Annotated in this window: 24 protein-coding genes; 10 read left to right on the top strand and 14 right to left on the bottom strand. The window is 70.2% G+C overall.

The genetic code is table 11. From position 1 onward, the window contains the following. Window positions 1-123: 123 nt before the first annotated feature. From NS4_RS25715 to NS4_RS25705, 3 genes are read right to left on the bottom strand one after another with little or no spacing between them, the layout of a single operon-like run. Window positions 124-1,206: a flavin-containing monooxygenase gene (locus NS4_RS25715; RefSeq protein WP_063062072.1), complete on the bottom strand. Its 1,083-nt coding sequence runs from the start codon at window positions 1,204-1,206 to the stop codon at window positions 124-126. Next, complete coding sequence (locus NS4_RS25710; protein WP_245665718.1) at window positions 1,203-2,429, bottom strand: MFS transporter; 1,227 nt, start codon at window positions 2,427-2,429, stop codon at window positions 1,203-1,205. Before NS4_RS25710 ends, NS4_RS25715 begins: the two co-directional genes overlap by 4 nt. Window positions 2,430-2,444: 15 nt before the next feature. Next, a complete protein-coding gene (locus NS4_RS25705) occupies window positions 2,445-2,960 on the bottom strand; it encodes an ArsI/CadI family heavy metal resistance metalloenzyme (protein WP_063062130.1) in 516 nt (171 codons plus the stop codon). 95 nt (window positions 2,961-3,055) lie between these two features. On the opposite strand from NS4_RS25705, the gene NS4_RS25700 reads away from it, so the two are divergent. The 8 genes from NS4_RS25700 (at window position 3,056) to NS4_RS25665 (ending at window position 9,028) form a co-directional block, all read left to right on the top strand. Next, entirely contained in the window at window positions 3,056-3,415 is a 360-nt protein-coding gene (locus tag NS4_RS25700; RefSeq protein ID WP_063062129.1) for an Rv2640c family ArsR-like transcriptional regulator, read from the top strand. 248 nt (window positions 3,416-3,663) lie between these two features. Next, the gene (locus tag NS4_RS25695) at window positions 3,664-4,122 is read left to right on the top strand and encodes a MarR family winged helix-turn-helix transcriptional regulator (protein WP_245665716.1); all 459 of its coding nucleotides are present in this window, start codon (window positions 3,664-3,666) and stop codon (window positions 4,120-4,122) included. Next, window positions 4,119-5,552: an MFS transporter gene (locus tag NS4_RS25690; RefSeq protein WP_063062070.1), complete on the top strand. Its 1,434-nt coding sequence runs from the start codon at window positions 4,119-4,121 to the stop codon at window positions 5,550-5,552. The genes NS4_RS25695 and NS4_RS25690 overlap by 4 nt, the downstream gene beginning before the upstream one ends. Window positions 5,553-5,585: 33 nt before the next feature. Beyond that, complete coding sequence (locus NS4_RS25685; protein WP_063062069.1) at window positions 5,586-5,879, top strand: DUF1330 domain-containing protein; 294 nt, start codon at window positions 5,586-5,588, stop codon at window positions 5,877-5,879. An 11-nt stretch (window positions 5,880-5,890) separates the two neighbouring features. Next, window positions 5,891-6,226 carry a hypothetical protein gene (locus NS4_RS25680; RefSeq protein WP_063062068.1) on the top strand — a complete coding sequence of 112 codons (336 nt, stop codon included), beginning with the start codon at window positions 5,891-5,893 and terminating at the stop codon, window positions 6,224-6,226. Window positions 6,227-6,235: 9 nt separating this feature from the next. Beyond that, complete coding sequence (locus NS4_RS25675; protein ID WP_063062067.1) at window positions 6,236-6,871, top strand: precorrin-8X methylmutase; 636 nt, start codon at window positions 6,236-6,238, stop codon at window positions 6,869-6,871. After that, entirely contained in the window at window positions 6,868-8,442 is a 1,575-nt protein-coding gene (locus NS4_RS25670) for a precorrin-2 C(20)-methyltransferase (protein ID WP_063062066.1), read from the top strand. Before NS4_RS25675 ends, NS4_RS25670 begins: the two co-directional genes overlap by 4 nt. A 130-nt stretch (window positions 8,443-8,572) precedes the next feature. Beyond that, a complete protein-coding gene (locus NS4_RS25665; RefSeq protein ID WP_157106246.1) occupies window positions 8,573-9,028 on the top strand; it encodes a PadR family transcriptional regulator in 456 nt (151 codons plus the stop codon). A gap of 181 nt (window positions 9,029-9,209) precedes the next feature. On the opposite strand, the gene NS4_RS25660 is transcribed toward NS4_RS25665, so the two are convergent. The 4 genes from NS4_RS25660 to dprE2 form a co-directional block, all read right to left on the bottom strand. After that, window positions 9,210-9,983 (bottom strand): cobalt-precorrin-6A reductase, encoded by a 774-nt coding sequence (locus tag NS4_RS25660; protein WP_063062127.1) that lies wholly within the window; start codon window positions 9,981-9,983, stop codon window positions 9,210-9,212. Then, window positions 9,980-10,603 carry a DUF8020 domain-containing protein gene (locus NS4_RS25655; protein ID WP_063062065.1) on the bottom strand — a complete coding sequence of 208 codons (624 nt, stop codon included), beginning with the start codon at window positions 10,601-10,603 and terminating at the stop codon, window positions 9,980-9,982. The genes NS4_RS25660 and NS4_RS25655 overlap by 4 nt, the downstream gene beginning before the upstream one ends. A gap of 92 nt (window positions 10,604-10,695) precedes the next feature. Further along, on the bottom strand, window positions 10,696-11,964 hold the full coding sequence (locus NS4_RS25650) for a bifunctional cobalt-precorrin-7 (C(5))-methyltransferase/cobalt-precorrin-6B (C(15))-methyltransferase (RefSeq protein WP_063062064.1): 1,269 nt from the start codon (window positions 11,962-11,964) through the stop codon (window positions 10,696-10,698). Further along, window positions 11,961-12,725, bottom strand: a complete 765-nt coding sequence (dprE2, locus tag NS4_RS25645) for a decaprenylphospho-beta-D-erythro-pentofuranosid-2-ulose 2-reductase (protein WP_063062063.1) — start codon at window positions 12,723-12,725, stop codon at window positions 11,961-11,963. Before dprE2 ends, NS4_RS25650 begins: the two co-directional genes overlap by 4 nt. Window positions 12,726-12,809: 84 nt before the next feature. On the opposite strand from dprE2, the gene NS4_RS25640 reads away from it, so the two are divergent. Further along, entirely contained in the window at window positions 12,810-13,214 is a 405-nt protein-coding gene (locus NS4_RS25640; RefSeq protein WP_063062062.1) for a PPOX class F420-dependent oxidoreductase, read from the top strand. A gap of 12 nt (window positions 13,215-13,226) precedes the next feature. Here NS4_RS25640 and NS4_RS25635 read toward each other — a convergent pair whose 3' ends face one another. Then, complete coding sequence (locus tag NS4_RS25635) at window positions 13,227-14,366, bottom strand: M24 family metallopeptidase (RefSeq protein ID WP_063062061.1); 1,140 nt, start codon at window positions 14,364-14,366, stop codon at window positions 13,227-13,229. Between the two features lie 71 nt (window positions 14,367-14,437). Between NS4_RS25635 and NS4_RS25630 the strand changes: the two genes are divergently transcribed. Continuing rightward, complete coding sequence (locus NS4_RS25630) at window positions 14,438-15,406, top strand: 5'-3' exonuclease (RefSeq protein ID WP_063062060.1); 969 nt, start codon at window positions 14,438-14,440, stop codon at window positions 15,404-15,406. A gap of 63 nt (window positions 15,407-15,469) precedes the next feature. Here NS4_RS25630 and NS4_RS25625 read toward each other — a convergent pair whose 3' ends face one another. The 6 genes from NS4_RS25625 to NS4_RS25600 all read right to left on the bottom strand — a co-directional run bounded on the left by NS4_RS25625 (window position 15,470) and on the right by NS4_RS25600 (window position 22,718). Continuing rightward, window positions 15,470-16,273 carry a DUF4333 domain-containing protein gene (locus tag NS4_RS25625; RefSeq protein WP_063062126.1) on the bottom strand — a complete coding sequence of 268 codons (804 nt, stop codon included), beginning with the start codon at window positions 16,271-16,273 and terminating at the stop codon, window positions 15,470-15,472. A gap of 153 nt (window positions 16,274-16,426) precedes the next feature. After that, window positions 16,427-19,126: a DEAD/DEAH box helicase gene (locus NS4_RS25620; RefSeq protein WP_063062059.1), complete on the bottom strand. Its 2,700-nt coding sequence runs from the start codon at window positions 19,124-19,126 to the stop codon at window positions 16,427-16,429. Window positions 19,127-19,195: 69 nt separating this feature from the next. Beyond that, window positions 19,196-20,164 carry a twin-arginine translocase subunit TatC gene (gene tatC / locus NS4_RS25615; protein ID WP_063062058.1) on the bottom strand — a complete coding sequence of 323 codons (969 nt, stop codon included), beginning with the start codon at window positions 20,162-20,164 and terminating at the stop codon, window positions 19,196-19,198. A 166-nt stretch (window positions 20,165-20,330) separates the two neighbouring features. Next, window positions 20,331-20,585 (bottom strand): Sec-independent protein translocase subunit TatA, encoded by a 255-nt coding sequence (tatA, locus tag NS4_RS25610; protein ID WP_063062057.1) that lies wholly within the window; start codon window positions 20,583-20,585, stop codon window positions 20,331-20,333. Window positions 20,586-20,742: 157 nt separating this feature from the next. Further along, entirely contained in the window at window positions 20,743-21,726 is a 984-nt protein-coding gene (locus NS4_RS25605) for a helix-turn-helix transcriptional regulator (RefSeq protein ID WP_063062056.1), read from the bottom strand. Continuing rightward, a complete protein-coding gene (locus NS4_RS25600; RefSeq protein WP_157106239.1) occupies window positions 21,723-22,718 on the bottom strand; it encodes a helix-turn-helix transcriptional regulator in 996 nt (331 codons plus the stop codon). Before NS4_RS25600 ends, NS4_RS25605 begins: the two co-directional genes overlap by 4 nt. Window positions 22,719-22,744 lie beyond the last annotated feature (26 nt).

Genomic DNA, 22,744 nt, shown 5'->3' with positions numbered 1-22,744 from the left:
GCAGATCCTGGGCCAGGACGCCGGGGTCGACGTGATGGCCTTGCCCCGGCAGGGTTTTGCGTGCCGGGTCCGGCAGTGCTTCGGTGAGCCGGTCGGCGGCGACCGTGCCCACCGAGGCGGTGATCATCGCGCGTGCGCCCGCTGCCGCGCCGTCGCCGGCCGCAGACGCCGCACCAGATAGGCCGCATCCCGGCCGACCCCACGCAGCGAGTTCGACGACGGGGTCCGCTGCCACTCCAACCCCAGAAACCCCAGCCCCGGGTGGGTGAGCGACAGGCCTTGACGCTGCCGCGGGACCCCGGTCTCGGTCAGCGCCCCGGTGCCGGTTAGATACGGGAGGTGCGGGCGGTACCCGGTGGCAAAGATGACCGCATCCACCGAGGTCCGAGGCCCGTCGGGCCACACCACACCCTCCGGTGTGAACGCGGTGAACATCTCCCGCCGCTCCGGCTTCCCCGCCGCGAGCGCGGCGCGGTAGCGGCCTTCGTCGAGCACCGGCTGCGTCGGCGCCTGTTTCACGATCCGGCCCAGCGGGGCGGCATCGAACCCGGTGACGGTGAACCAGAAATGCACATCCCGGCCCAGCGGCCGCTGCGGCACGAACTTCACCGGCGCCCTACTGGCCAGCACCACCTGCGCGTGCTCGGCGAGCTCGGCAGCGATCTGCACCGCCGAGTTCCCCGCCCCCACCACGATCACCCGCCGGCCCGCGAACTCGCCCGGGTTGCGGTACTGGCTCGCGTGCAGGACCTGGCCCGCGAACTGGTCCTGCCAGGGCACAGCGGGCAGGAACGGGGAACCGAAGGACCCGGTCGCCGCGATCACCCGCGGCGCGGTGAACACCGTCCCAGATCCCGTGGTTACGGTGAATTCACCACTGTCGCCGGTGGTGACAGTCTCGGCCGGCGTGCTGGTGTGGATGTCGGCGTCCACGCCCGCGGCGTAGGTGCGCAGGTAGTCGATCACCTCGTCGCGGTGCGGGTACCGGTCCGGATCACCGGGAAACCGGCGCCCGGGCAGGCTGCTGTAGCGGGCCGGGGAGAACAGAGTCAGGCTGTCGTAATAGCGCGGCCACGACCCGGTCGCCTCCCCAGAGGCTTCCAGGACCGCGGTGTTCAGGCCCTGGCCGGTGAGGTGGTGGGCGGCGGCCAGGCCGGATTGGCCGCCGCCGATGACCACCGCGTCGTATGCGTGTTCGGTTGTCACAAGGTCTCTTTCTTCGAACTATCGACCGTGGTCAGGGTCGCGGTGAGTGCGGCGACAGCAGCGACCGCACCGAGGACGAGATAGGCGTGGGCGTAGCTGCCGGTCCACGCCGACAGCACCGTGCCCGCCCACGGCGCCAGCGCGGACACGACCACCACCGGTGCCGACAGCAACCCGTTGAGCCGCCCGTAATGAGTGGCGCCCCACCGGTCGGTGATCGCGGTGGCCTGCACCAGCGTGAAGATCCCGCGAACCAGCCCGGCGCCGATCGCAACCGCGATCAACACGATCACCGCCGACACCACCCCGAGCAGGGTCGTCGAGGCGGCGAGGGCGACCAGGACCAGCACGGTGCGGGCGGTGACCCCGGTGTAGCGGGCCAAGGGCAGATACCCGATCCGTCCCAGCACCTGCCCTGCACCACCCAGCCCGAGCGCGGTCGCGGCCAAACCCGGGCCGAAGCCCTGCTCCTGCAGCAGCGCGACGAGGTTGAAGATGCCGGCGAAGCTCGCGAACGCCGCCAGACAGAGGGTCCCCACCAGCGCGGCGAAGCGCGGGCTGCGCGCAATCCGCGTGTGGTCGGCGTGCGCCGCCGACACCGGCGCCGGAGGGTCCGGCCACAGCGCCCGCAACCCGAACCAATGCGCCGGCACCGTCACCACCGCCAGCACCGCGGCCAGGACGAGATAGGTCGCCCGCCAATCCGAGTGCGCATCCAAAGCAGCGGTCAACGGCGCGAACACCGTGGACGCCAAACCACCGGCCAGGGTCAGGACCATCAGCGCGGTCACGCTCTGCGGCCCCCACCAGCGGGTCAACGCCGCGAACGCCGGCGGATACAACACCGCCCCCATCGCCACCCCCGCCGCGATCCAACCGAGGTAGAACACGGCCAGGTTCGGTGCGGCCGCGACCGCAAGCAGCGCAAGGGCCCCGAGAATCGACCCGGCGGTCATCACCCGCCGCGGCCCGGCCCGGTCGATGATCGCCCCGACCGGGATCCCGGTAAGCGCGGTCGCGAGCTGGCCGAGGGAGAACGCGGCGGTGATCACCGGCGCCGACCACCCCGTACCCGCGGTGATCGACACCGAGAGCACCGGAAACGCGTAATACAAGATCCCCCAGCCGGTTGTCTGGGTCAGGCACAGCACCGCCAACACCCGGCGGCGCCCCGCCCGCGACAACCCAGCCACTGCCGCGGGCGCGGCCCCCACATCCACCACTCCGATACCCCGGCCCTACTGAGCGGCGGCGGCCGGCGCACAGCACGCCACCGTCGACCCTGCCTCCTCCTCGGGTGCGGCCTCACCGCGGCCGTCGGTACCGCAGCACGCCTGCACCGCCTCCCCCTCGTTCTTCCCCGCGAACCGGGGGTCGGTGCCGAAATGCTCGGTATCGGCCAGCACGGTGTAGACCTCCCACCGCTCCTCACCGGGACCGGTCACCCACACCTTGTCCTGGGTGGCGAAACAACAGGTCGTCGCGATCTGCTCGTCGGTGAACAGACCCGCCTGCGACAAGCGCGCGATCTCGGCCTGCACCTTCTCCGAGGACTCCACCTCCACCCCGAGATGGTTGATACTGCCGCCCCGGCCCGGGTTCTCGATCAGGACCAGCTTCAGCGGCGGCTCGGCGACCGCGAAATTCGCGTAGCCGGGCTTGCGCTTCGCCGGCTCCACACCGAAGAGCGTCGAGTAGAACTCGACCGCCTGCCCCAGATCGTCGACGTTGAGTGCGAGCTGAACACGTGACATCATCACCACCACCTGTGAGACATATATCGAAGTATTGGAGCCCCCAGTCTGCCACCTTTTCGACATAAGTCAACATAGTCGGTAGGATGGACTCCATGCCCAAAGCGCTGCCCGTGATCGATATGACCGCCCCGGTCTGCTGCCCACCCGTGGCCGCCGGCCCGGTCGACGACGAGGCGGCCCTGCACGTCGCGCTCCGGCTGAAAGCCCTGGCCGATCCGGTCCGGGTCAAACTCATGTCCCTGCTGCTGGCCAATCCGGAAACCGGATGCAACGGCGGCGAACTCGCCGACGTCGTCGGGCTCTCCGAATCCACGGTCAGCCACCACCTCGGCCAACTCCGCAAAGCCGGACTCGTGAACTCCGAACGCCATGGCATGAACGTCATCCACCGCGCCCACCGCGACGCCCTCGCCGCACTCTGCCTCGTCCTCGACCCCAACTGCTGCCGCTGACACCACGGCGTCCCCCGGTCACCGCGAAAGCCGAAACGGGATCCGGCCAGCGTGCAATTCAGGGAAGTCGATACCTACCGACCCGCCAAAGGACGGGAGTTGTCTTCTCGACAAGAAGGTGCTCGACGCGCCCCGCAAACTCATGGTCGATTACCTCCTTCACTGCACCCCCGGCAGCGAACCCGCGGAACAACTGGCTTCCGCGGCATTTTCATAAAGTATGAATATAAAAAGGCTATGCTTTTGGCATGAGTCGTCAAGACACCGCTCCTGGCGCGTCCGCCGCCATCGGGGCAGCCCTCTACGGCCTGGCCACCAGGGCCACGAGACGCCTGCCCCGGGACATGAGCCTGACGTCGGCCGCCACCCTGGCCACTCTGGCCCGGACCGGCCCGCGGCGCATCACCGATCTGGCCGCGGTCGAGGGCGTCACCCAGCCCGCGATGACCGCCCTGGTCCGAGTGATGGAGAAGTCCGGCTTGGTCGAGCGGCGGGGCGACGCGTCCGACAAGCGGGTCACGCTGGTGTGCCTGACCGAGGCCGGCGCCTCCTATGTCCGGACACGGCGCCAGGCGGGTGTCCACGCGTTCGAGCGGTTGATCGGCGAGCTCACCGGCGACGAGGTCGAGGCGCTGGTGGCGGCCCTTCCGGCGCTGAAGCATCTGGCAGAGCTCGAAAGCCAGGACCACGAAGGAGCGAAGCAGTGACCGGGCAGCCGGTCGGCGGGTTCGCGGTGAAGGCGTTCTCGGTGGCGCGTTCCGAGGCGCGGCTGCTGGTCCCCGCTCTGATGTTCATCGCTCTGGTCGTGGCGGCGGTCGCCAGTCTCGGGGCGCCGCTCATCACCAGCGTGGCGACCTCATTCCACGTCTCGCTCGGCAGCGCGCAGTGGACGCTGACAATCGCGCTGCTCAGCGGCGCCGTCGCCACGCCGGTCCTGGGCCGGCTCGGAGCCGGCCCGCATCGGCGGGCCACGATCCTCGCCACACTGGTGGTCGTCGTCGCCGGCAGCGCGCTCACCGTGCTGCCGCTGCCGTTCGCGTGGCTGCTGGCCGGCAGGGCGGCCCAGGGCGTCGGGCTCGGGCTGACGGCGCTGATGATGGGCGTGGCCCGGGACCACCTCCCCGAGGAGCGCAGCGCGGCCGTGATCGCCCTGATCTCGGTGGTCTCGATCATCGGGGCCGGCGTCGGCTACCCGCTGGCCGCACTGCTCGCCGAGCTCGGCGGGGTACGGGCCGCCTACGGCCTCGGCCTGACCGTCACCGCCGCCGCCCTCCTGACCGCGTGGCGCTCCATCCCCGAAGCCCCCGAAGGCCGCTCCGCCCACGTGGACGTGGCAGGCGCGGTCATCCTGGCCGCTGCGCTGCTCCTGGTGCTGTTCCTCGCCGGCGAACGGAATCTGTGGAGCCGACACCTCGCCGTGGCGGGGGGCCTCGCCGTCGTCGCGGTGGTGCTGCTCTGTGTCTGGGCCGTCATCGAACTGCGCAGCCCGACGCCCCTGGTCGATGTGCGGGCCGTGCGGCACCCGGCGGTTGCCGGGGCGAACCTCGCCATGTTCGTCGGCGGAATCGGCATGTACCTCCTGCTCACGCTCATCACCCGGTACGCGCAGACGCCACCCGACGCCGGCTACGGCTTCGGGCTGACGACCTTCGTCGCCGGACTGGTCCTCATCCCGTTCTCGGTGCTGGGGTTCGTCGCCGGCAAACTCACGCCGCGGGCCCGGACGCGGATCGCCGACCCGCTGCTCCTGGCCGGCAGCGCCGTCGTGGTCGGCGGCGGGTTCGCCCTGTTCGCGGCGGCCCGGTCGGACCTGGCCGAACTGTTCGCGGCGATGGGCGTGCTCGGCTTCGGCGTCGGCGGCTTCTCGGCCGCGATGCCCGGCGTCATCCTGGCCGTCACCGCCAAGAGCGAGACGTCGAGCGCCATGAGCTTCAACTACGTCGTCCGCAGCGTCGGGTACTCCCTGGGCAGCGCCATCGGCGGCATGATCCTCGCCGCGGGCACCGGCCCCGGCCACCTCTTCCCCGACCACAGCGCCTACACCACCGCGGCGCTGGTCGGCATCGTCGCCATGGCGATCACGACGCTGACAAGCCTCGCTCTCGCCCGCCGGCGCTCATCCGAGACCAACCCGTAAGTCACATGCACTCATCCCGACACTGGAGGTTCCATGCCAAAGGGCTACTGGGTCAGCGCCTACCGCACCATCTCAGACCCTGAGAAGCTGGCTGCTTACAACAAGCTGGCCGGTCCGGCCGTCGCGGCCGGCGGCGGTCGGGTCCTAGTCCGTGGCGGTCGGGTCGTGGCGCATGACGCCGGAATCGCCGAGCGCACAATCCTGATCGAGTTCGACAGTTTCGAGCAGGCCGTCGCGGCGCACGAGAGTGCGGCCTACCAGGAGGCGCTGGTCGCCCTCTCCGACGGTGTCGAGCGCGACTTCCGCATCGTCGAAGGCATCGACTGATCGAGATCCTGGTGGATCTTCACCGAAGCTCCACCCACGCGCCCCCGCCGCCACCATCCGGCCCGCGACCGGCTTCCGCCGGCCGCGTCCTCACCGCCGCGCCGGGCGGGGCGACCGCGGGGCTGGTCGTGGTGGCGGTCCTGGTCGTCGTGCTCACCCTGCGTCCCGGTGGCGACCGGGCCCCCACCGCGGCGACCCCCGCTCCCCAGGTCATCGTCGATATCTCCTGGCCGCACCACACCGGGCAGGAGATATCGACCAGTGGTGGGCGGCGGCCTCGCTGTGACCCGGGTATCCCGGTGGCCGAGGCCCACCCGCACCGGCCCACTGCGCTGCGCCCGGCATAGGGTGTCCGCATGCCCGACACGCGCACCAGCTACGTCACCGACGCGGCCGAGATCTACCGCCGGTCGTTCGCGATCATCCGAGCCGAGGCCGAGCTGGACCGGTTCCCGGCCGATATCGCGCAGGTCGTGGTGCGGATGATCCACGGTTGCGGCCAGGTCGACCTGGCCGGGGACGTGCTGTTCACCCCGCAGGTGGTGTCCGCGGCGCGGTCCGCGCTGCGTGCCGGCGCGCCGATTCTGTGCGATGCGAACATGGTGGCCTCGGGGGTCACCCGGACCCGGCTGCCCGCGGACAACGAGGTGCTGTGCCTACTGCGTGACCCCCGGGTGCCGGAGCTGGCGGCCGAACTCGCCACCACCCGGTCGGCGGCGGCGCTGGAATTGTGGCGGGAGCGGCTCGACGGCGCGGTGGTGGCCATCGGCAATGCGCCGACCGCGCTGTTCCATCTGCTGGACATGATTGCCGCGGGCGCCCCGAAACCGGCCGCCGTGCTCGGTATCCCGGTGGGCTTCGTCGGCGCGGCCGAATCGAAGGACGCGCTCGCCGCGAGCACGGGCGTGGAATATCTGACGGTGCGTGGGCGGCGCGGCGGAAGCGCCATCACCGCCTCCGCCCTGAATGCGATTGCGAGCGAAGTGGAATGACGGTGGCTACCGGAAAGCTGTGGGGAGTCGGGCTGGGCCCGGGCGACCCGGAACTCGTGACGGTGAAGGCGGCCCGGGTGATCGCCGAGGCCGATGTGATCGCGTTCCACAGTGCCCGGCACGGCCGCAGTATCTCGCGCGGTATCGCGGAACCGTATATGCGGCCGGGCCAGCTCGAAGAACACCTGATCTACCCCGTCACGACCGAGACCACCGATCATCCCGGCGGCTACCAGGGCGCGATCGACGAGTTCTACGCCGCGGCGGCCGAACGGCTGGCCGCGCATCTGGCGGCCGGCCGGTCGGTGGCACTGCTGGCCGCCGGTGACCCACTGTTCTACAGCTCCTATATGCATATGCACCGGCGACTGGCCGATCGGTTCGAGGCGGAGATCATCCCCGGGATCACCTCGGTGAGCGCCGCGTCGGCGGCACTGGCCACTCCGCTGGTGGAGGGTGAACAGGTACTGACGGTGCTGCCCGCCACCCTGCCCGCCGACGAATTGACCCGCCGTCTCGCCGGCAGCGAGGCCGCCGCGATCATGAAACTGGGCCGCACCTACCCGGCCGTCCGCAAGGCTCTCGCCGACTCGGGCCGCCTCGACCGCGCCTACTACGTCGAACGGGCCAGCACCGGACGCGAACGGGTGCTCCCCGCCGGAGAAGTGGACGACACCCAGGTTCCGTATTTCGCGATCACCATCGTCCCGGGTCCCGAACCGACCACCCCGGTCCCCGCCCGCCGGGCTCCGGCGGCCACCGAGCCGGTGACCCGCGCGGCGAGCACACCGGCCGCCGAGACCGCCGCACCGGGTGGCGCGGCGAGCGTCGGCGAGGTGGTGGTCGTCGGTCTGGGACCGGGCGATACGCGATGGACCACGCCGGAGGTCTCCGCCGCGCTGGCCGCCGCCACCGACCTCGTCGGCTACACCACCTATATCGACCGCGTCCCGACCCGCCCCGGTCAGCGGCGCCACAGCAGCGACAACCGGGTCGAATCCGAACGCGCTGCCATGGCCCTGGACCTCGCCCGCCGCGGCGGCCGGGTCGCTGTGGTCTCTTCGGGCGATCCGGGGGTTTTCGCGATGGCCGCGGCCGTCCTGGAGGAATCCGCGGACCCACAGTGGTCAGGGGTTCCGGTGCGGGTCCTGCCCGGGATGACGGCGGCGAACGCGGTCGCCAGCCGCGTCGGCGCCCCGCTCGGGCACGATTACGCCACGATCTCCCTGTCCGATCGCCTGAAACCGTGGGAGGTGGTGGCCCGGCGCCTGGCGGCGGTGGCCGCGGCCGATATGGCCATCGCCGTCTACAACCCCGCCTCGAGTAAGCGCACCTGGCAGGTGGGCGCGATGAAGGACATCCTGCTCGCACACCGCGCGCCGGACACTCCGGTGGTTCTCGGCCGCGATGTGGGAGGCCCGGGCGAATCGGTGCGGGTGGTGACGCTGGGCGGATTGGAGCCCGCCGAGGTCGATATGCGAACCCTGCTGATCATCGGCGCCTCCACCACCGCGGTCGTCGACGGCGCCGGGGCACCGCGGGTCTACACCGCACGGCGCTACCACGCTTGAAACCGCACCATCCGATAGCATTCCACTATGGAATAGTGCCGGCCGGAAGGACGACGTGGTGAACGGCAAACAGAAGCGACCGCTGAACTCCACAGCCGCCTCACTTCTGGGTTTTCTGCACGCGGGGCCGATGTCGGGCTGGGATCTGGTGACAGTGGCCCAGGACTGCATCGGCGATTTCTGGACCATCACCCAGAGCCAGGTCTATCGGGAACTCGCCACCATGGATTCGGCGGGCCTGGTGGTCAAGGGCGAAACCGGTGCCCGCGAGCGCACGCCGTACCACATCACCGACGCCGGCCGCGCCGCGTTCGCCGAATGGATCGCGCGCGACCCGAGCCCGGAGACCATCCGGTTCCCACTGCTGCTCACCCTGCATTTCGGTGGTCACCTCGAACCGGCGCACCTGGCCTCGATCATCGAAAGCGCCCGCAAGGTCCACCAGGAACGTCTGGACCGCTATCGCGCCGAGGCAACAGGTCCGGAGATGTCCCCGTACACCCGGGCCACCCTGGAATTCGGTATCGGATACGAGCGCGCGGTCCTGGACTGGTTCGACCGGCTGCCCGAACTACTCGGCTCGTGAACGCGCGCTGCCGATCGTGCAGCGACCCGTGATCGGAAACCGAACCACGCGGTGAACGGGACTGCGGGGACCCGCTGCACCGCATCGGCCGGCGGATATCGTCGAGCGCGAGGTGGAACGGCCGGCCACACGAAGCATTCCGACCGGGCCGGGTACCGCCCGGAACGGGACCCGGAATTACTCAGCGCGTTCCGCCCGGCCGCCCGCCGCGACCCTCGGCGGCCCATGCGGACAATACTTCCCGCGCTTCGCCGACCGTGGCCACCACCGTGACGCCGAAGGGCACGGGCGGCCGATCCACAACCACCACCGGAATGCCGGCGGTGCGCGCGGCGGTGAGCTTCGCGGCGGTCGCCGTACCCCCGCTGTCCTTGGTGACCACGACATCTATACGGTGCCGGGTCAGCAGTGCCGATTCGTCGGCGATCGTGAAAGGTCCCCGGGCCAAGAGGATTTCGTGCCGCGGGGGCAGTGCGCCCACGGGCGGGTCGATGGCCCGGATGAGGTACCAGGGCCGCGCATGATCGACGAAGGCCGCCACCCCCTGACGGCCGATGGTGAGCAGGATCCGGTCCCCCAGCCCGGCGGCGGTGTCCGCGGCGGCGGCCAGATCGGGGACCCGGTACCAGCGATCGCCGGAGCCCGCGGTCCAGCCCGGACGGCTCAACCGGATCATGGGAAGTCCGAGCCGCGCGGTGGCCTGCGCGGCATTGGCGGTGATCACCTCGGCGAAAGGATGGGTGGCGTCGACGACGACTTCTATCCGATTGTCCACCAGCCATTCGCGCAGCCCGTCGACACCGCCGAATCCGCCGATCCGCACCTTACCCGCGGGCCGGATCGGCTCGGAAACCCGACCGGCGAGCGAGGACACGAGCTCGTGTTCCCGCTCGCCGGTGAGCAGCCGGGCGAGTTCCCGGGCTTCCCCGGTTCCGCCCAGCAGCAGAATTCTCAGGGCTGGCCGCTGAAGTAGGCGATGGCCGAATCCAGCAGCGGCGGGCCGCCGGCGACCGCGAGGCCGATACCCGCGCCGATGATGGCGCCCGGGATGAAACCGACACCCAGGAAGAGGAAGCCGATGGCCGCGCCGATGGCCGCGCCCACGGCCGCACCCAGCGAGGCCGCCTGCAGTTCGCTCATGAACCACTGCTGGGCACCGATGAACTGCGCCTGCGACGGCGCGCCCGCGACCGGAGTGGCCCGCGGGGTCAGCGTCAGCCGGCTGTCGCCCTCGTCGATGGTGGCGGCGACCGCGACGACTTGGCCGTTGGTGGCCTGGGTGAGCGGGATACCGGTCAGGCGCTCCCCGGCGGCATTGCTCAGCACCACCGCGTTGTTGGCGGTGTCGAGGCTGAACACACCGCCGGAAACTGTGGTGACCAGCGACTTCCCGGACTCGGCCAGCGCCAGGGTGTAGTCGACGCCACGATCGTGACCGGTGACTTCCGCCACCGCGTTCTCTTGTTGCTCGACAGCGGGCGCCGTCGGAGCGGGCGCCGCGTAGCCCGTGCCCGCGGCGATACCGGTGGCCGCGGCCGCCATGATCGCGGTCGCGGCGAACTTCTTGTATTTCACTATCGAATCTCCCCGTCGCGCGCGAATCCGCGTGACCCGCGCTAGAACCCCCGTGACCTTACTCCCGATGCCCGATTCGTCCATTCGTGTTGTCACATACGGGAATTCCCTCCGGTCCGGCCCTTCACCACCGACCATTGGGTCACCGGCAGCTGGGGCCGCCACGTGGTGAAGCGCCCCAGAGGTTCCCCGCGGTAGACCTGGAAGCGGCGCAGGGCGCCGCCGTGCGCCGCGGACCAGTCGAGCAGCAGCGCCTCCGATTCCGCGGTCACCGCGTTCGCCACCAGCCGGCCCCCGGATGGCAGTCGGGACCAGCAGTGCTCGAACAGCGCGGGCGTGGTGAGTCCGCCACCGAGGAAGATCGCGTCGGGGTCATCGGCCACCGCGTCCCCGGCGAGTTCGGCCACCGCCTCGCCACGCACCTCGAGACCGGGTACGCCGAGCGCGACGGCGTTGGCGGCGATCTGCGCCCGGCGCCGCGCCAGGACCTCGAACGTGATCGCCCGACAGGCGGGATCGGTGCGGCACCACTCGATGGCGATACTGCCCGAACCGCCACCGATATCCCACAGCGTCTCCCCGGGTCCGGGGGCGAGCGCCGCCAGCGTGAGCGCCCGGATCTCGGCTTTGGTGAGTTGCCCGTCCCCGCCGTAGGCGGCGTCGGGCAGGCCGGGCAGCCGGGTGAGGCGGATGCGTCCGGGTTCGCCCGCCACGGTGACGGCGACGATATTGAGCGGATCGCCCGCGGGCTCCCGCCAGGTGGCGGCGGTCCCGGACACCAATCGTTCGGCGGGCCCGCCCAGCTGTTCCAGCACGGTCAGCGCGGAGGGGCCGAACCCGTTACGCCGCAGCAACTCCGCGATCTGCCGCGGGGTGCCGGCATCGGCGCTCAGTACGAGGAGCCGCCGCCCGTCGGCCAGTTCGGGCAGCAACCGCTCCAGCGGCCGGCCGACCGCGCTGACTGTTCCCGCCTCGGCCACCGGCCAGCCCAGCCGGGCACACGCCAGCGAGGCCGCCGACGGTTGCGGGAGAACTCGCAGCGCGCCGGGCCCGAGCAGCCGAGCCAGGGTGACACCGATGCCGTAGAACATGGGATCGCCGCTGGCGAGTACCCCGAGGCGGGTTTCGCGATGCTCGGCCAACAGCCCGGGCAGCGCGGGAACCAGCGGCGACGGCCACGGTTCCCGCCGTGCGGTCACCTCCTCGGGGAGCAATGCCAGCTGCCGCGCCGAACCGAACAGCACCGCGCAGTCGCGCAGGACCTGCCGGGACCGGTCGGGCAGCCCCGCCCAGCCGTCGGCACCGATACCCACCACCGGAATCCGGGGCCCCGCCCAGGAGAGCGCGGGGTCGGCGGTCACCGGGGCAGCCGCCGCCAGACGGCCTGCGGTAGCAGGCGCATCCCGAAGAACACCGGGCGCAGGATTCCCGGGATCCACACCCGCGCCGAGCGGCGGCTCAGCGCGGTCACCACTGCGGCGGCGACCTGGTCCGGTGTGCTGGACAACGGTGCCGGGTTCATCCCCTCGGTCATCCTGCCCACCACGAAGCCCGGCCGTGCCAGCAGCAGATGCACGCCGCTACCGTGCAGCGCGTCGGCAAGCCCGGAGGCGAATCCGTCCAATCCTGCTTTGGCCGACCCGTAGACATAGTTGGCCCGCCGCACTCGGACCCCGGCCACCGAACTGAACACCACCAGCTGACCGCTGCCCCGGGACCGCATCTCGTTGGCCAGAACGGTCAGCACGCTGATCTGGGCGGTGTAGTCGGTGTGCACCACCGCCAGCGCGTGGGCGGGGTCGGCCTCGGCGCGGGATTGTTCGCCCAGTACCCCGAAAGCCAGTACCGCGACCCCGATCGGCCCGTAGTCGGCGGCGATCTTGCCGAGCAGGGCGGGATGGCTCGCGGTGTCGTCGGCGTCGAACTCCACCGGATGCACCGCGGTCGCGCCGGCGGCGGTGAGCGCCGCGGTCTCGGCATCCAGATCCTCGCAGCGCCGCGCTGCCAGCACCACCGCCCGCCCGGGCGCGAGCCGCAGCGCCACCTGCAGACCGATCTCACTGCGTCCACCCAGCACCAGCACCGTGCCCGGGTCGATCCCTCGTGTTCGACGCACAACCATGCGCTCAGTCTGTCATCCACACGCGGCGGTGTGCGGAACCGGGAGACGTACCGGGCGCTCGCGGCGACCCGCTACGGTCAATCCATGACGCTGCGTACTGCCGAATTGTCGCCGGCGGCCGTCGAGTTCCTCACCGAACGGCATCTGGCGACCCTCACGACTCTGCGGGCCGACGGCACCCCGCACATGGTGCCGGTGGGGTTCACCTGGGACCCCGTCGCCGGTCTGGCCCGGGTGATCACCGACGGCGCCTCGGTGAAGGCCCGTAATGTGCGGCGTTCGGGTTACGCCGCCGTCGGCCAGGTGGACGGTGCGCGGTGGCTGACCCTGGAGGGTCCGGCGGCCGTCCTCGACGACCCGGCAGCGGTGCGGGAGGCCGAACGGCGTTACGCCGAGCGCTACCGGGTGCCCCGGGACAACCCGACCCGGGTGGTGCTGGCGATCGATGTCCGGCGAGTGCTGTGCGGGGTCCGGTTGCGCGAGGCCTGAACGCCGGGCCGGCTAGCTGTCGGCCGGTAGGACGGTGAGGCCGTGCGGACGCTCGTTCATCGGCACGCAGCCGTCCTCGGTGACGACCACGATGTCCTCGATCCGGGCGCCCCATTCCCCCGGGAAATAGATCCCGGGTTCGATACTGAACGCCATCCCCGGGCGCAGTTCCAGGTCGTTGCCCGCGACGATATAGGGCTCCTCGTGCACCGACAGGCCGATACCGTGCCCGGTCCGGTGGACGAATGCGGGCCCGAACCCGGCGGCTTCCAGCGGTTCGCGGGCGGCCGCGTCCACGGCTTCGGCGCGGACACCGGGTCGCACGGAAGCCACCGCGGCGGCCTGGGCGCGCTCCAGTTCGGCACAGCGCGCCGCGATCTCCGGATCGGGTTCGCCCAGCACATAGGTCCGGGTGGAGTCGGAGTAGTAACCGGGCTCCACCGGGCCGCCGATATCGATCACCACCACGTCACCGGCCTCGATCCGGCGCTCCGACACCTCATGATGCGGATTGGCGCCGTTGGGCCCGCTGCCCACGATCACGAACGCGGCCTCGGTATGGCCCTCGGCCACGATGGCCTCGGTGATGTCCTTGCCGACCTCGGCCTCGGTCCGCCCGACCCGCAGGAACTCCCCCATCCGGGCGTGTACTCGGTCGATGGCCGCGCCCGCCCGGCGCAGCGCCGCGATTTCGGCGTCGTCCTTGATCATGCGCAATTCCCGCAGTACCGGGGTCGCCGAGACCGGGAGCCCGCTGAAACTGTGCGCCAGCGGCAGCAGATGTAGCGCGGGCATGGAATCGGCCACCGCGACGCGGGAGCCGATGTGCAGCGCCGACCGGACCAGCTGATACGGGTCCACCCCGTCCACCCAGTCCAGGACCCGCAGGCCGAGTTCGTCGACTGCGGACTCCTGCAGGGCCGACACCTCCAGTTTGGGGATCACCACCGACGGGGTGGCCTTGTCGGAGGTGATCACCAGACAGGTCAGCCGTTCGAACGACTGGGCCGCCGATCCGATGAGGTACCGCAGGTCCGGGCCAGGGGTGATGAGCAGGGCGTCGAGATGGGCGTCGCGGATCAACTGGACCGCCCGCTCCAATCGCTGCCCGTAGACCTCCGCCGCGAACCGTGACTCCGTGTGCGCGCTCATGACCTCGAACCTACCTCGCACCCGGGGGGCGGCACATCGGAGACGTCGGTGGGTCCTTGTAGATTCACCGGGTGACTACGACCGAATCCACGCCGCGTCCCCTGCTGCTGCTGGACGGCGCGAGTCTGTGGTTCCGGGCCTTCTACGCGATCCCGGACAAGATCACCGCGTCCGACGGCCGGTCGGTGAACGCCCTGCGCGGGTTCACCGATATGGTCGCCTCCCTCGTCACCAGGCATCGCCCCGCCCGGCTCGTGGTGTGCCTGGACCTGGACTGGCGGCCGAAGTTCAGAGTGGATCTGGTGCCCACCTACAAGGCCCATCGGCTCGACACCTCGGCCACGGCCGCACCGGGCGCCGAGGAAGTACCGGACCGGCTCACTCCGCAGGTCGACATGATCCTCGAGATGCTGGCCAGCGCCGGTATCGCCACGGGCGGTGCGGAAGGCCTGGAAGCCGACGATGTGCTGGGTACCCTCGCCTCCACCGAGCTCACCGACCCGGTGATAGTCGTCAGCGGCGACCGGGATCTGCTGCAACTGGTCCGCGATACCCCCGAGCCGCCGGTGCGGGTGCTGTACGCGGGCCGCGGGCTGGCCAAGGCCGAACTGTTCGGGCCGGCGGAGGTCGCGGCGAAATACGGGGTCCCGGAGCAGAACGCGGGTCCGGCCTACGCGGATATGGCGACACTGCGCGGGGATTCCTCGGATGGGCTCCCGGGCGCCGCGGGGATCGGCGAGAAGACCGCCGCCACCCTGATCAGCAGGTTCGGTTCACTCGAGGCGCTGCGGGCGGCGGTAGACGATCCCGCGGCCGACCTGGCCCAAGGGATCCGGACCAAACTGCGTACGGCCGCCGACTATCTCGACGCGGCGGCGCCCGTGGTGCGCGTGGTGCGCGACGCCGATGTGATCCTGTCGCGGCCCGATACCCTGCATCCCATCCCGGCCGATATCGACGCGCTACGCGAACTCGCCCGCGCCTACAACGCGCAGAGCCCGGTCGAGCGGTTGATCACCGCGCTGGCCGACTGCGCCTGACCGGCCCATGACAGCGAAAACCCGCCGGAGGGCAGCGTCCGGCGGGTTCGTCCGGCGAGAAGATCAGCTCGGGCGGCCGACTTCGTAGGTGCCGTCGTCCTTGGTGATCTTGATGTTGACCTTCTTGGCCTCGCCACCGACCTTCAGATCACAGGTGAAGGTGGCATCCACCGCGACCTCCTGGCCCGCGGGGCACTGGACATCCTCGACGTCGTCGATCCCGTAGGAATCCGCCAGGACTTTCGCCACGCCCGTCTGCACGGCGGCCTGGTCCAGCTGGTCCTTTGCGGTGAGGGTCAGAATGCCGACGACGGCGCCGACCACGAGCACCACCGCCAGCACCGCCCCGCCGATGATGAGGCCGGTTTTCTTACCACCGCCCGACGACGGCGGCTGCTGTCCCCACTGCTGCTGATTCGGCTGACCCCACTGCTGCTGCGGCTGCTGCTGTCCCCACTGCTGCTGGTTCGGATCACTCCACTGCGGCTGCTGCTGATTCGGGTCACCCCACTGCTGCTGCTGATTCGGGTCACCCCACTGCGGCTGGGGCTGCTGGGGCTGCTGCCCCCACTGCTGCTGATTGGGGTCGTTCCACTGCTGCGGCTGAGGCTGCTGGGGTTGCGGTTGCGGCTGGCTCCACTGCTGCTGCGGTGGCGGAGCCGGCTGCCACTGCTGTCCGCCCTGGTCACTACCCCACTGCTGGGTGGGCTGCGCCTGCTGCGGGTCGGGAACCGGGGGCTGTGCGGGCGACTGGTTCCCCCACTGCGGCGCCGCGCCGGGCGGCTGCTGCCCACCCCAGACCTGGGTGGGATCGTTACGTCCCTCCCCGGTGCCCGGGGCGTCGTTCGGTCCGTACGGCCCGCTCATCTGGTTGCCTCCACTCGCATTGTCCAACACACGGTAGCCCCCCGCGTGCGGTTGAAATCAAATCACAATCGATGGTCTCACGCTGTGACTACCGAAGCATGAGCGAGGGCCCTGCGTCGTTACGCTCCGCTACCGCGTCCGGGCCTGACTCTCTCATGCCGCGTCCACCGCGACGACACCACGCCGGATCGCCCGGACGGCCTTGGCCGCGGTCGCCGCGACCTCGGTATCGTCTGCGGTGGTGTGGATCTGATCGAGCAGATCGATCACCTGCCGGCACCAACGCACGAAATCACCGGCCGACAGCGGCGTGCCCTGATCACCACTGGCCAGCAGCGAATCCGCCAGCGCGTCACCGCGAGCCCATTTGTAGATACCGCCCACGAACCCGAGATCGGGTTCACGGCTGGGAGCCAGCCGGTGCTCGGACTCGTCGTTGCGCAGCCGTGACCACTCGGCGATGGTGTCGGCGACCGCACGGCGGATCGGCGCGGTCGGTCCGGCGGCGCCGAGATAGCCCCCCTCCGAACGCGATTCGTACACCAGAATCGACACCACGGCCGCCAGTTCGGCCGGGCCCAATCCACGCCACAGTCCCTGCCGCAGGCATTCGACCACGAGCAGATCGCTTTCCGCGTAGATACGGGCCAGCCGCCGCCCGTCCGCGGTGACCTCCCCCTGGTGCACGAAACCGCGTTCCTCGAGCAGCCCGACGATCCGGTCGAAGGTGCGGGCCAGCGAATTGGTGGTCGTCGCGACCTTCTGCCGCATCGACTCGGTCTCCCGTGCCACCCGGTTGTAGCGCTCGCCGACCCGGGCCAGCTGCTCCCGATCAGGCCGGGTGTGGGCTGGATGGGCCCGCAGCGCGCGGCGCAGAGCGCCCAGTTCGGGGTCGTCGGCGCCCGCGGCACGTTTGTCCCGGCGCGGACGGTGCGGTGCGATGATCCCGGTGCTGCGCAGGGCCGAGGCGAGATCGCGGCGGGTCCGCGCGGTGCGGTGGTCGACCCGGCGCGGCAGCCGCATCCGGCCCAGCGGCTGCGCCGGCACCGGGAAATCGGCGACCGAGACCCGGCCCGCCCATTTGTCCTCGGTGAGCACCAGCGGACGCGGATCACCGGGGGTGGCGTCGGGTTCCAGGATCACGGCCAGCCCCGCCCGGCGCCCGGCGCCGATGGCGACCACATCGCCGCGGCGCAGTTCGGTCAGGGCGGCGATACCGGCGGTGCGCCGGTCGGTGCGGGTCTGCTGGTTGAGCTGTCGTTCACGCTGTTTGATTCGCTCCCGCAGACCGAAGTACTCCAGGAAGTCCCCGTCCTCGCCGCCGAGCTGGGCGGCGAGTTTACGCAACTGGCTCTCGTTGCGTTCGATACCGCGGACCAGCCCGACCACCGAGCGGTCCGCCTGGAACTGGGCGAAGGAACGCTCGAGCAGCAGCCGCGCCTCTTCGGCGCCCAGCCGGTCGATCAGGTTGATCGACATGTTGTAGCCGGGTTTGAAGGAACTGCGCAGCGGATAGGTCCGGGTGGAGGCCAGACCGGCGACCGCGCTGGTATCGACCTCGGGCTGCCACAGCACGACCGCGTGGCCCTCCACATCGATACCGCGCCGCCCGGCCCGCCCGGTGAGCTGGGTGTACTCCCCCGGGGTCAGTTCGGCGTGGGTTTCCCCATTGAACTTGACCAGCCGTTCGAGCACCACGGTGCGCGCGGGCATATTGATCCCCAGCGCCAGCGTCTCGGTGGCGAACACCGCTCGGACCAGGCCTTTGACGAACAGTTCCTCGACGGTGTGCCGGAAGGCGGGCAGCATTCCGGCGTGATGGGCGGCCAGGCCGCGGTGCAGCGCCTCCCGCCACTCCCAGTACCCGAGCACCTCGAGATCGGCGCGCGGCAGTTCGCCGGTGTGCTTGTCGATGATCGCGTCGACGACCTCGGGATCGGCCGCACCGCCCAGATCCAGCCCGGAACGCAGGCACTGGGCCAGCGCGCCGTCGCAGCCGGCCCGGCTGAAGATGAAGGTGATCGCGGGCAGCAGGCCCTCTTCGTCGAGCCGGGCCAGTACCTCGGGCCGGGGCAGCGGCCGGAAGAACCGTCGCGGGCCGCCCCGCCCGCGTGGACCTCCCCAGCCCTCCATCCGGTCGGCGCTCTCCCGCTGTTTGATGTAGCGGACCAGATCCGAATCGACCAGTACCCGCTGGTCGGAGGATTCGCTGTCGAACAGGTCGAACATGCGGCGCCCGACCATCACGTGCTGCCACAGCGGCACCGGCCGGGTCTCGTCCACCACCACGGCGGTGTTCCCGCGCACGGTCTCCATCCAGGCGCCGAACTCCTCGGCATTGGACACCGTGGCCGACAGGCTCACCAGCCGCACTTCCGGCGGCAGGTGCAGGATGACCTCTTCCCACACCGCGCCACGGAACCGGTCGGCCAGGTAGTGGACCTCGTCCATCACCACATGGGACAGGGCGCGCAATGCGTCGGACGAGGCGTAGATCATGTTCCGCAGCACCTCGGTGGTCATCACCACGACCGGAGCATCGGGATTGATCGACTGGTCGCCGGTGAGCAGACCCACCAGCTCGCGGCCGTACCGCTCGGTGAGATCGGCGAACTTCTGGTTCGACAGCGCCTTGATGGGCGTGGTGTAGAAACATTTCCCGCCCGATGCCAATGCCAGATGCACCGCGAATTCGCCGACGACGGTCTTCCCGGCGCCGGTGGGCGCGCAGACGAGTACCCCGTGCCCCTCCTCGAGGGCGGTACAGGCCTGGCGCTGGAAGGGGTCCAGCTCGAATGTCAGCTGGGCGGCGAACCGGGACAGTTCGGCGGTCAGCGACGCGTTCGGTGTCACGGCTCCGAGACTAATCGAGGAATCCGACACCGGTCGCGCCGATAATTTCCGGGGAGGTGCCCGCAGCGGTCAGAGTGTGTCCGAATAGTCCGTGGTCGGGCGACCGGTCCGCTCCGGGGCGGGCACCGCATCGGCCGACGGAATGGGCGTGGCCGGATCGACCGAGGTCGGCGCCTCGATCCGCGAGGCCTCCTCGTCGTCGAGCGCGCCCAGCTGCTGCTCCTCGATCCGGGCCCGGCGCCGGTCGTTGAACCGGGCGAACTGCACCGCGAACTCGAACAGCACGGTCAGCGCGAGCGCCAGCGCCAGCATGGAGAACGGGTCCTGCGGAGTGACGATCGCCGCGAACACGAACAGACCGAAGATGATGCCGCGCCGCCAGGCCTTCAGCTTCTCGTACGGCAGCACCCCGATCAGGTTCAGACCCACGATCAGCAACGGTGTTTCGAAACTGACACCGAAGATGATCAGCAGCTGGATGATGAAACTGAAGTACTGGGAACCGCTCAGCGCGGTGATCTGCACATTGTCGCCGATACTGAGCAGGAAACTCAGCGCGTGGGAGATGACCCAGTAGGCCAGCACCGCGCCGCCGACGAACAGGAACGAGCCGGTCACCACGAAACCGACCGCGTACTTACGTTCCTTCGGATACAGACCCGGAGTGATGAACGCCCATGCCTGGTACAGCCAGACCGGGCACGCCAGCACCACGCCGGCGGTCAGCCCGACCTTCAACCGGAGCATGAACTGCTCGAACGGAGCCGTGGCCAGCAGGCGGCACTCACCGCCGGGAGTCAGCGAGGCCCGCGCCGAATCGGGCAGCGAACAGTACGGACCGCGCAGGATCTCACCGAGGCTCTCCAGCCCGAAGAACGAATGCGCGTACCACAGGAAACCGACGATCGTGGTGACCAGCACGGCCGCCAGCGAGATCAACAGCCGGGTGCGCAACTCCCGCAGATGGTCGACCAGGGACATGGTGCCATCGGGATTGGTCCGGCGCTTGCTGTGCCGGGGGTCGAACGGAATTCGCATGGTGTGTGGATGCCCTCGTATCAGAGTGCCTCGCTCCGCTCGGCCTGCGGCGCTGTCCGATGCCCCGGCGATACTCCGCCCGGTATGCGGTCAGGGCCCGGCCGGCAGCGCCGGGTCGACAGCGTCGTATCGGGGTCCGGGTGTGCCCGGACCCGCGAATACGGGCTCAGAGCGTTTTCGACTCGCTCCGCGTCTCCGTGGCCTGCGGCGCCGCCTCGCGGCCGGCCGGCAGCTCCGGAGCGGGCTGCGCGGCCGCGGTGCTCGCGGGCTTGCCGTCGTTGTGCATCTCGCTCACTTCGCTCTTGAAGATGCGCAGCGACCGGCCGAGACTGCGGGCCGCGTCGGGCATCCGCTTCGCGCCGAAGAACACCACGAACAGCGCCGCGATGATCAGCCAGTGCCAGATGCTCAGACTGCCCATTGTGGTTACCTCCCAAGACTGTGGTCTTTCCGATGCTACCTGCCCAGACAGGCGCATCGAACGCAACCGGGGGCAGAGGCCCGCACGTCACCCGCCGGTAGATCGCTGTTCACCGCCACGTCGGGTGCCCGCGGGCGCGGGGCCTGCCCGCGGGCTGTCAGGCGGGCTCGTCGAACCCCGCGGCCGAATACGCCGCCAGGGCGGCATCGGAGCGGTCCCGGACCGCCGCCACCAGGTCCGGCGGACCCAGCACGGTCACCCCGGACCCGAACCCGAGCGCCAACCGCGCCATCCAATCCAGTGTGGCGAAACGCATGGTCGCCTCGATACTCCCGTCGGCGTGCACCGCCACCCGGTGCATCGGGTACTGGTCCAGTACCCAGCCGTGATCGGCGGCGATCAGCAGCCGCGCCAACGGGACCGCGGGATCGTCCTGGAACAGATCCAGCCCCGCCTCCGAATCGCGCGCTTCCCGCGGCGGGTGGGCCGGTTCGTCGAGTTCGGCCGCCGATTCGATGCGGTCGAACCGGAACAGCCGTACGCCCTCGGCCTCTCGGCACCACGCCTGCAGATAGCTGTTGTCGTCGACGGCGACGATCCGAATGGGATCGACCACCCGGTCCGACACCACATCGCGGCTCGCCGAGTAGTACTCCAGCCGCAACGCCCGGCGCGCCGCCACCGCGGACCGCACCGTGGTCACCGCCGGAGCCTCGGCGGGTAGTTCCCCGGCCGGGAGGTCCCCCGCGTCCCCGGCCGGCACCGCCCCGGAGATCGCCGCCTCGAGCTTGGCGATGGCCGAATGCGCGGCGGTCGGATCCACCATGCCCGGCAGATCGACGATCGACCGCAGCGCCACCAGCACCGCTGTCGCCTCGATCGAGGTGAGCCGCAACGGCCGCTCGATCCCCGCGGTGAACGTGACCTGGACACTCTCCTCGGAAAAGGACAGATCGATCAGATCACCGGGACCGTAGCCGGGCAGCCCGCACATCCACAGCTGATTCAGATCGGCCATCAACTGCTTGGTCGTGACGCCCAGATCGGCCGCGGCCTCGGCCGCGCTGATTCCCGGATTGGCCACGAAATACGGGACCATGTTCAACAGCCGCGACAGCCGCGCCGACAACCGGGTGCTCACAACGCCACCTCCGTCCGGTCGATCACCGCACGCAACCGCGCCACCACATCGGCCCGCAACTCCGCCGGTTCGAGCACCAGCGCATCGGCACCCAACCCGGTGATCAACCGGGCCAGCCAATTCTGTGACCGGATCGGCACCGCGAGCACACTGCCCGGCCGGTCACCGACGGTCCGGCTACCCACCACCTCGCCGATCCGGCGCAGATCCCGGCCCCGGCCCTGCGCCACCCAGATGGTCGCCGACCCGGTGACCGGCACACTACCGGTCACCCGGGTCACGATCTCGCGCAGATCCGTCCCCTCGGGCGGATGCACGACGTTGCGCGGCCCGTACGCGGTGATCTCGTCCCCGATCCGGGACAACCGGAAAGTCCGCACCGCGTCCCGGTCCCGATCGTGGCCCACCAGATACCAGCGCCCCCGCCACGTCACCACCCCCCACGGTTCGACATCCCGCATCAGATACGGGGCGTTACTGGCGCCGCGATGCTCGAACCGCACCGCCTGCCCGGCATCGATCGCCGCGAGCAACTTCCCCAGCACCGGCTCGGACCCGCGCGTGCGCGCCGGCACCGCCGGAATGGCCGCGAACGCGGTATCGGTCTCCACGTGCACACCCCCCGCCCGCAATTTCAGCAGGGCCCCGGCCGCGGCCGCCGCCAGCTCAGGCGACTCCCACATCTGCAGGGCCACCGCCACCGCCGCCGACTCCTCGCTGGTCAGGTCGATATCCGGTAGCTCGTAGGCGTCCCGGTTGATGCGGTAGCCCTCCACTGTCGAGAAACGGCCGGAGGGGCCCACCTCGAGAGGTATGCCCAGATCCCGGAGTTCGTTCTTGTCCCGCTCGAACATCCGGCTGAACGCCTCGTCGCTGGCACAGTCCTCGTAGCCCGCGACGCTCTCCCGAATACGCTCCGCAGTCAGGAACTGCCGAGTCGACAGCAGCGCGATGACCAGATTCATCAGGCGCTCGACCTTGGATATCGCCACGCGAAGCAGAATAGTGCAGTGTCTAT

The sequence above is a fragment of the Nocardia sienata NBRC 100364 genome (assembly GCF_001613205.1).
Taxonomy (GTDB): domain Bacteria; phylum Actinomycetota; class Actinomycetes; order Mycobacteriales; family Mycobacteriaceae; genus Nocardia; species Nocardia sienata.
This window is presented reverse-complemented; position numbering and strand designations above follow the sequence as displayed.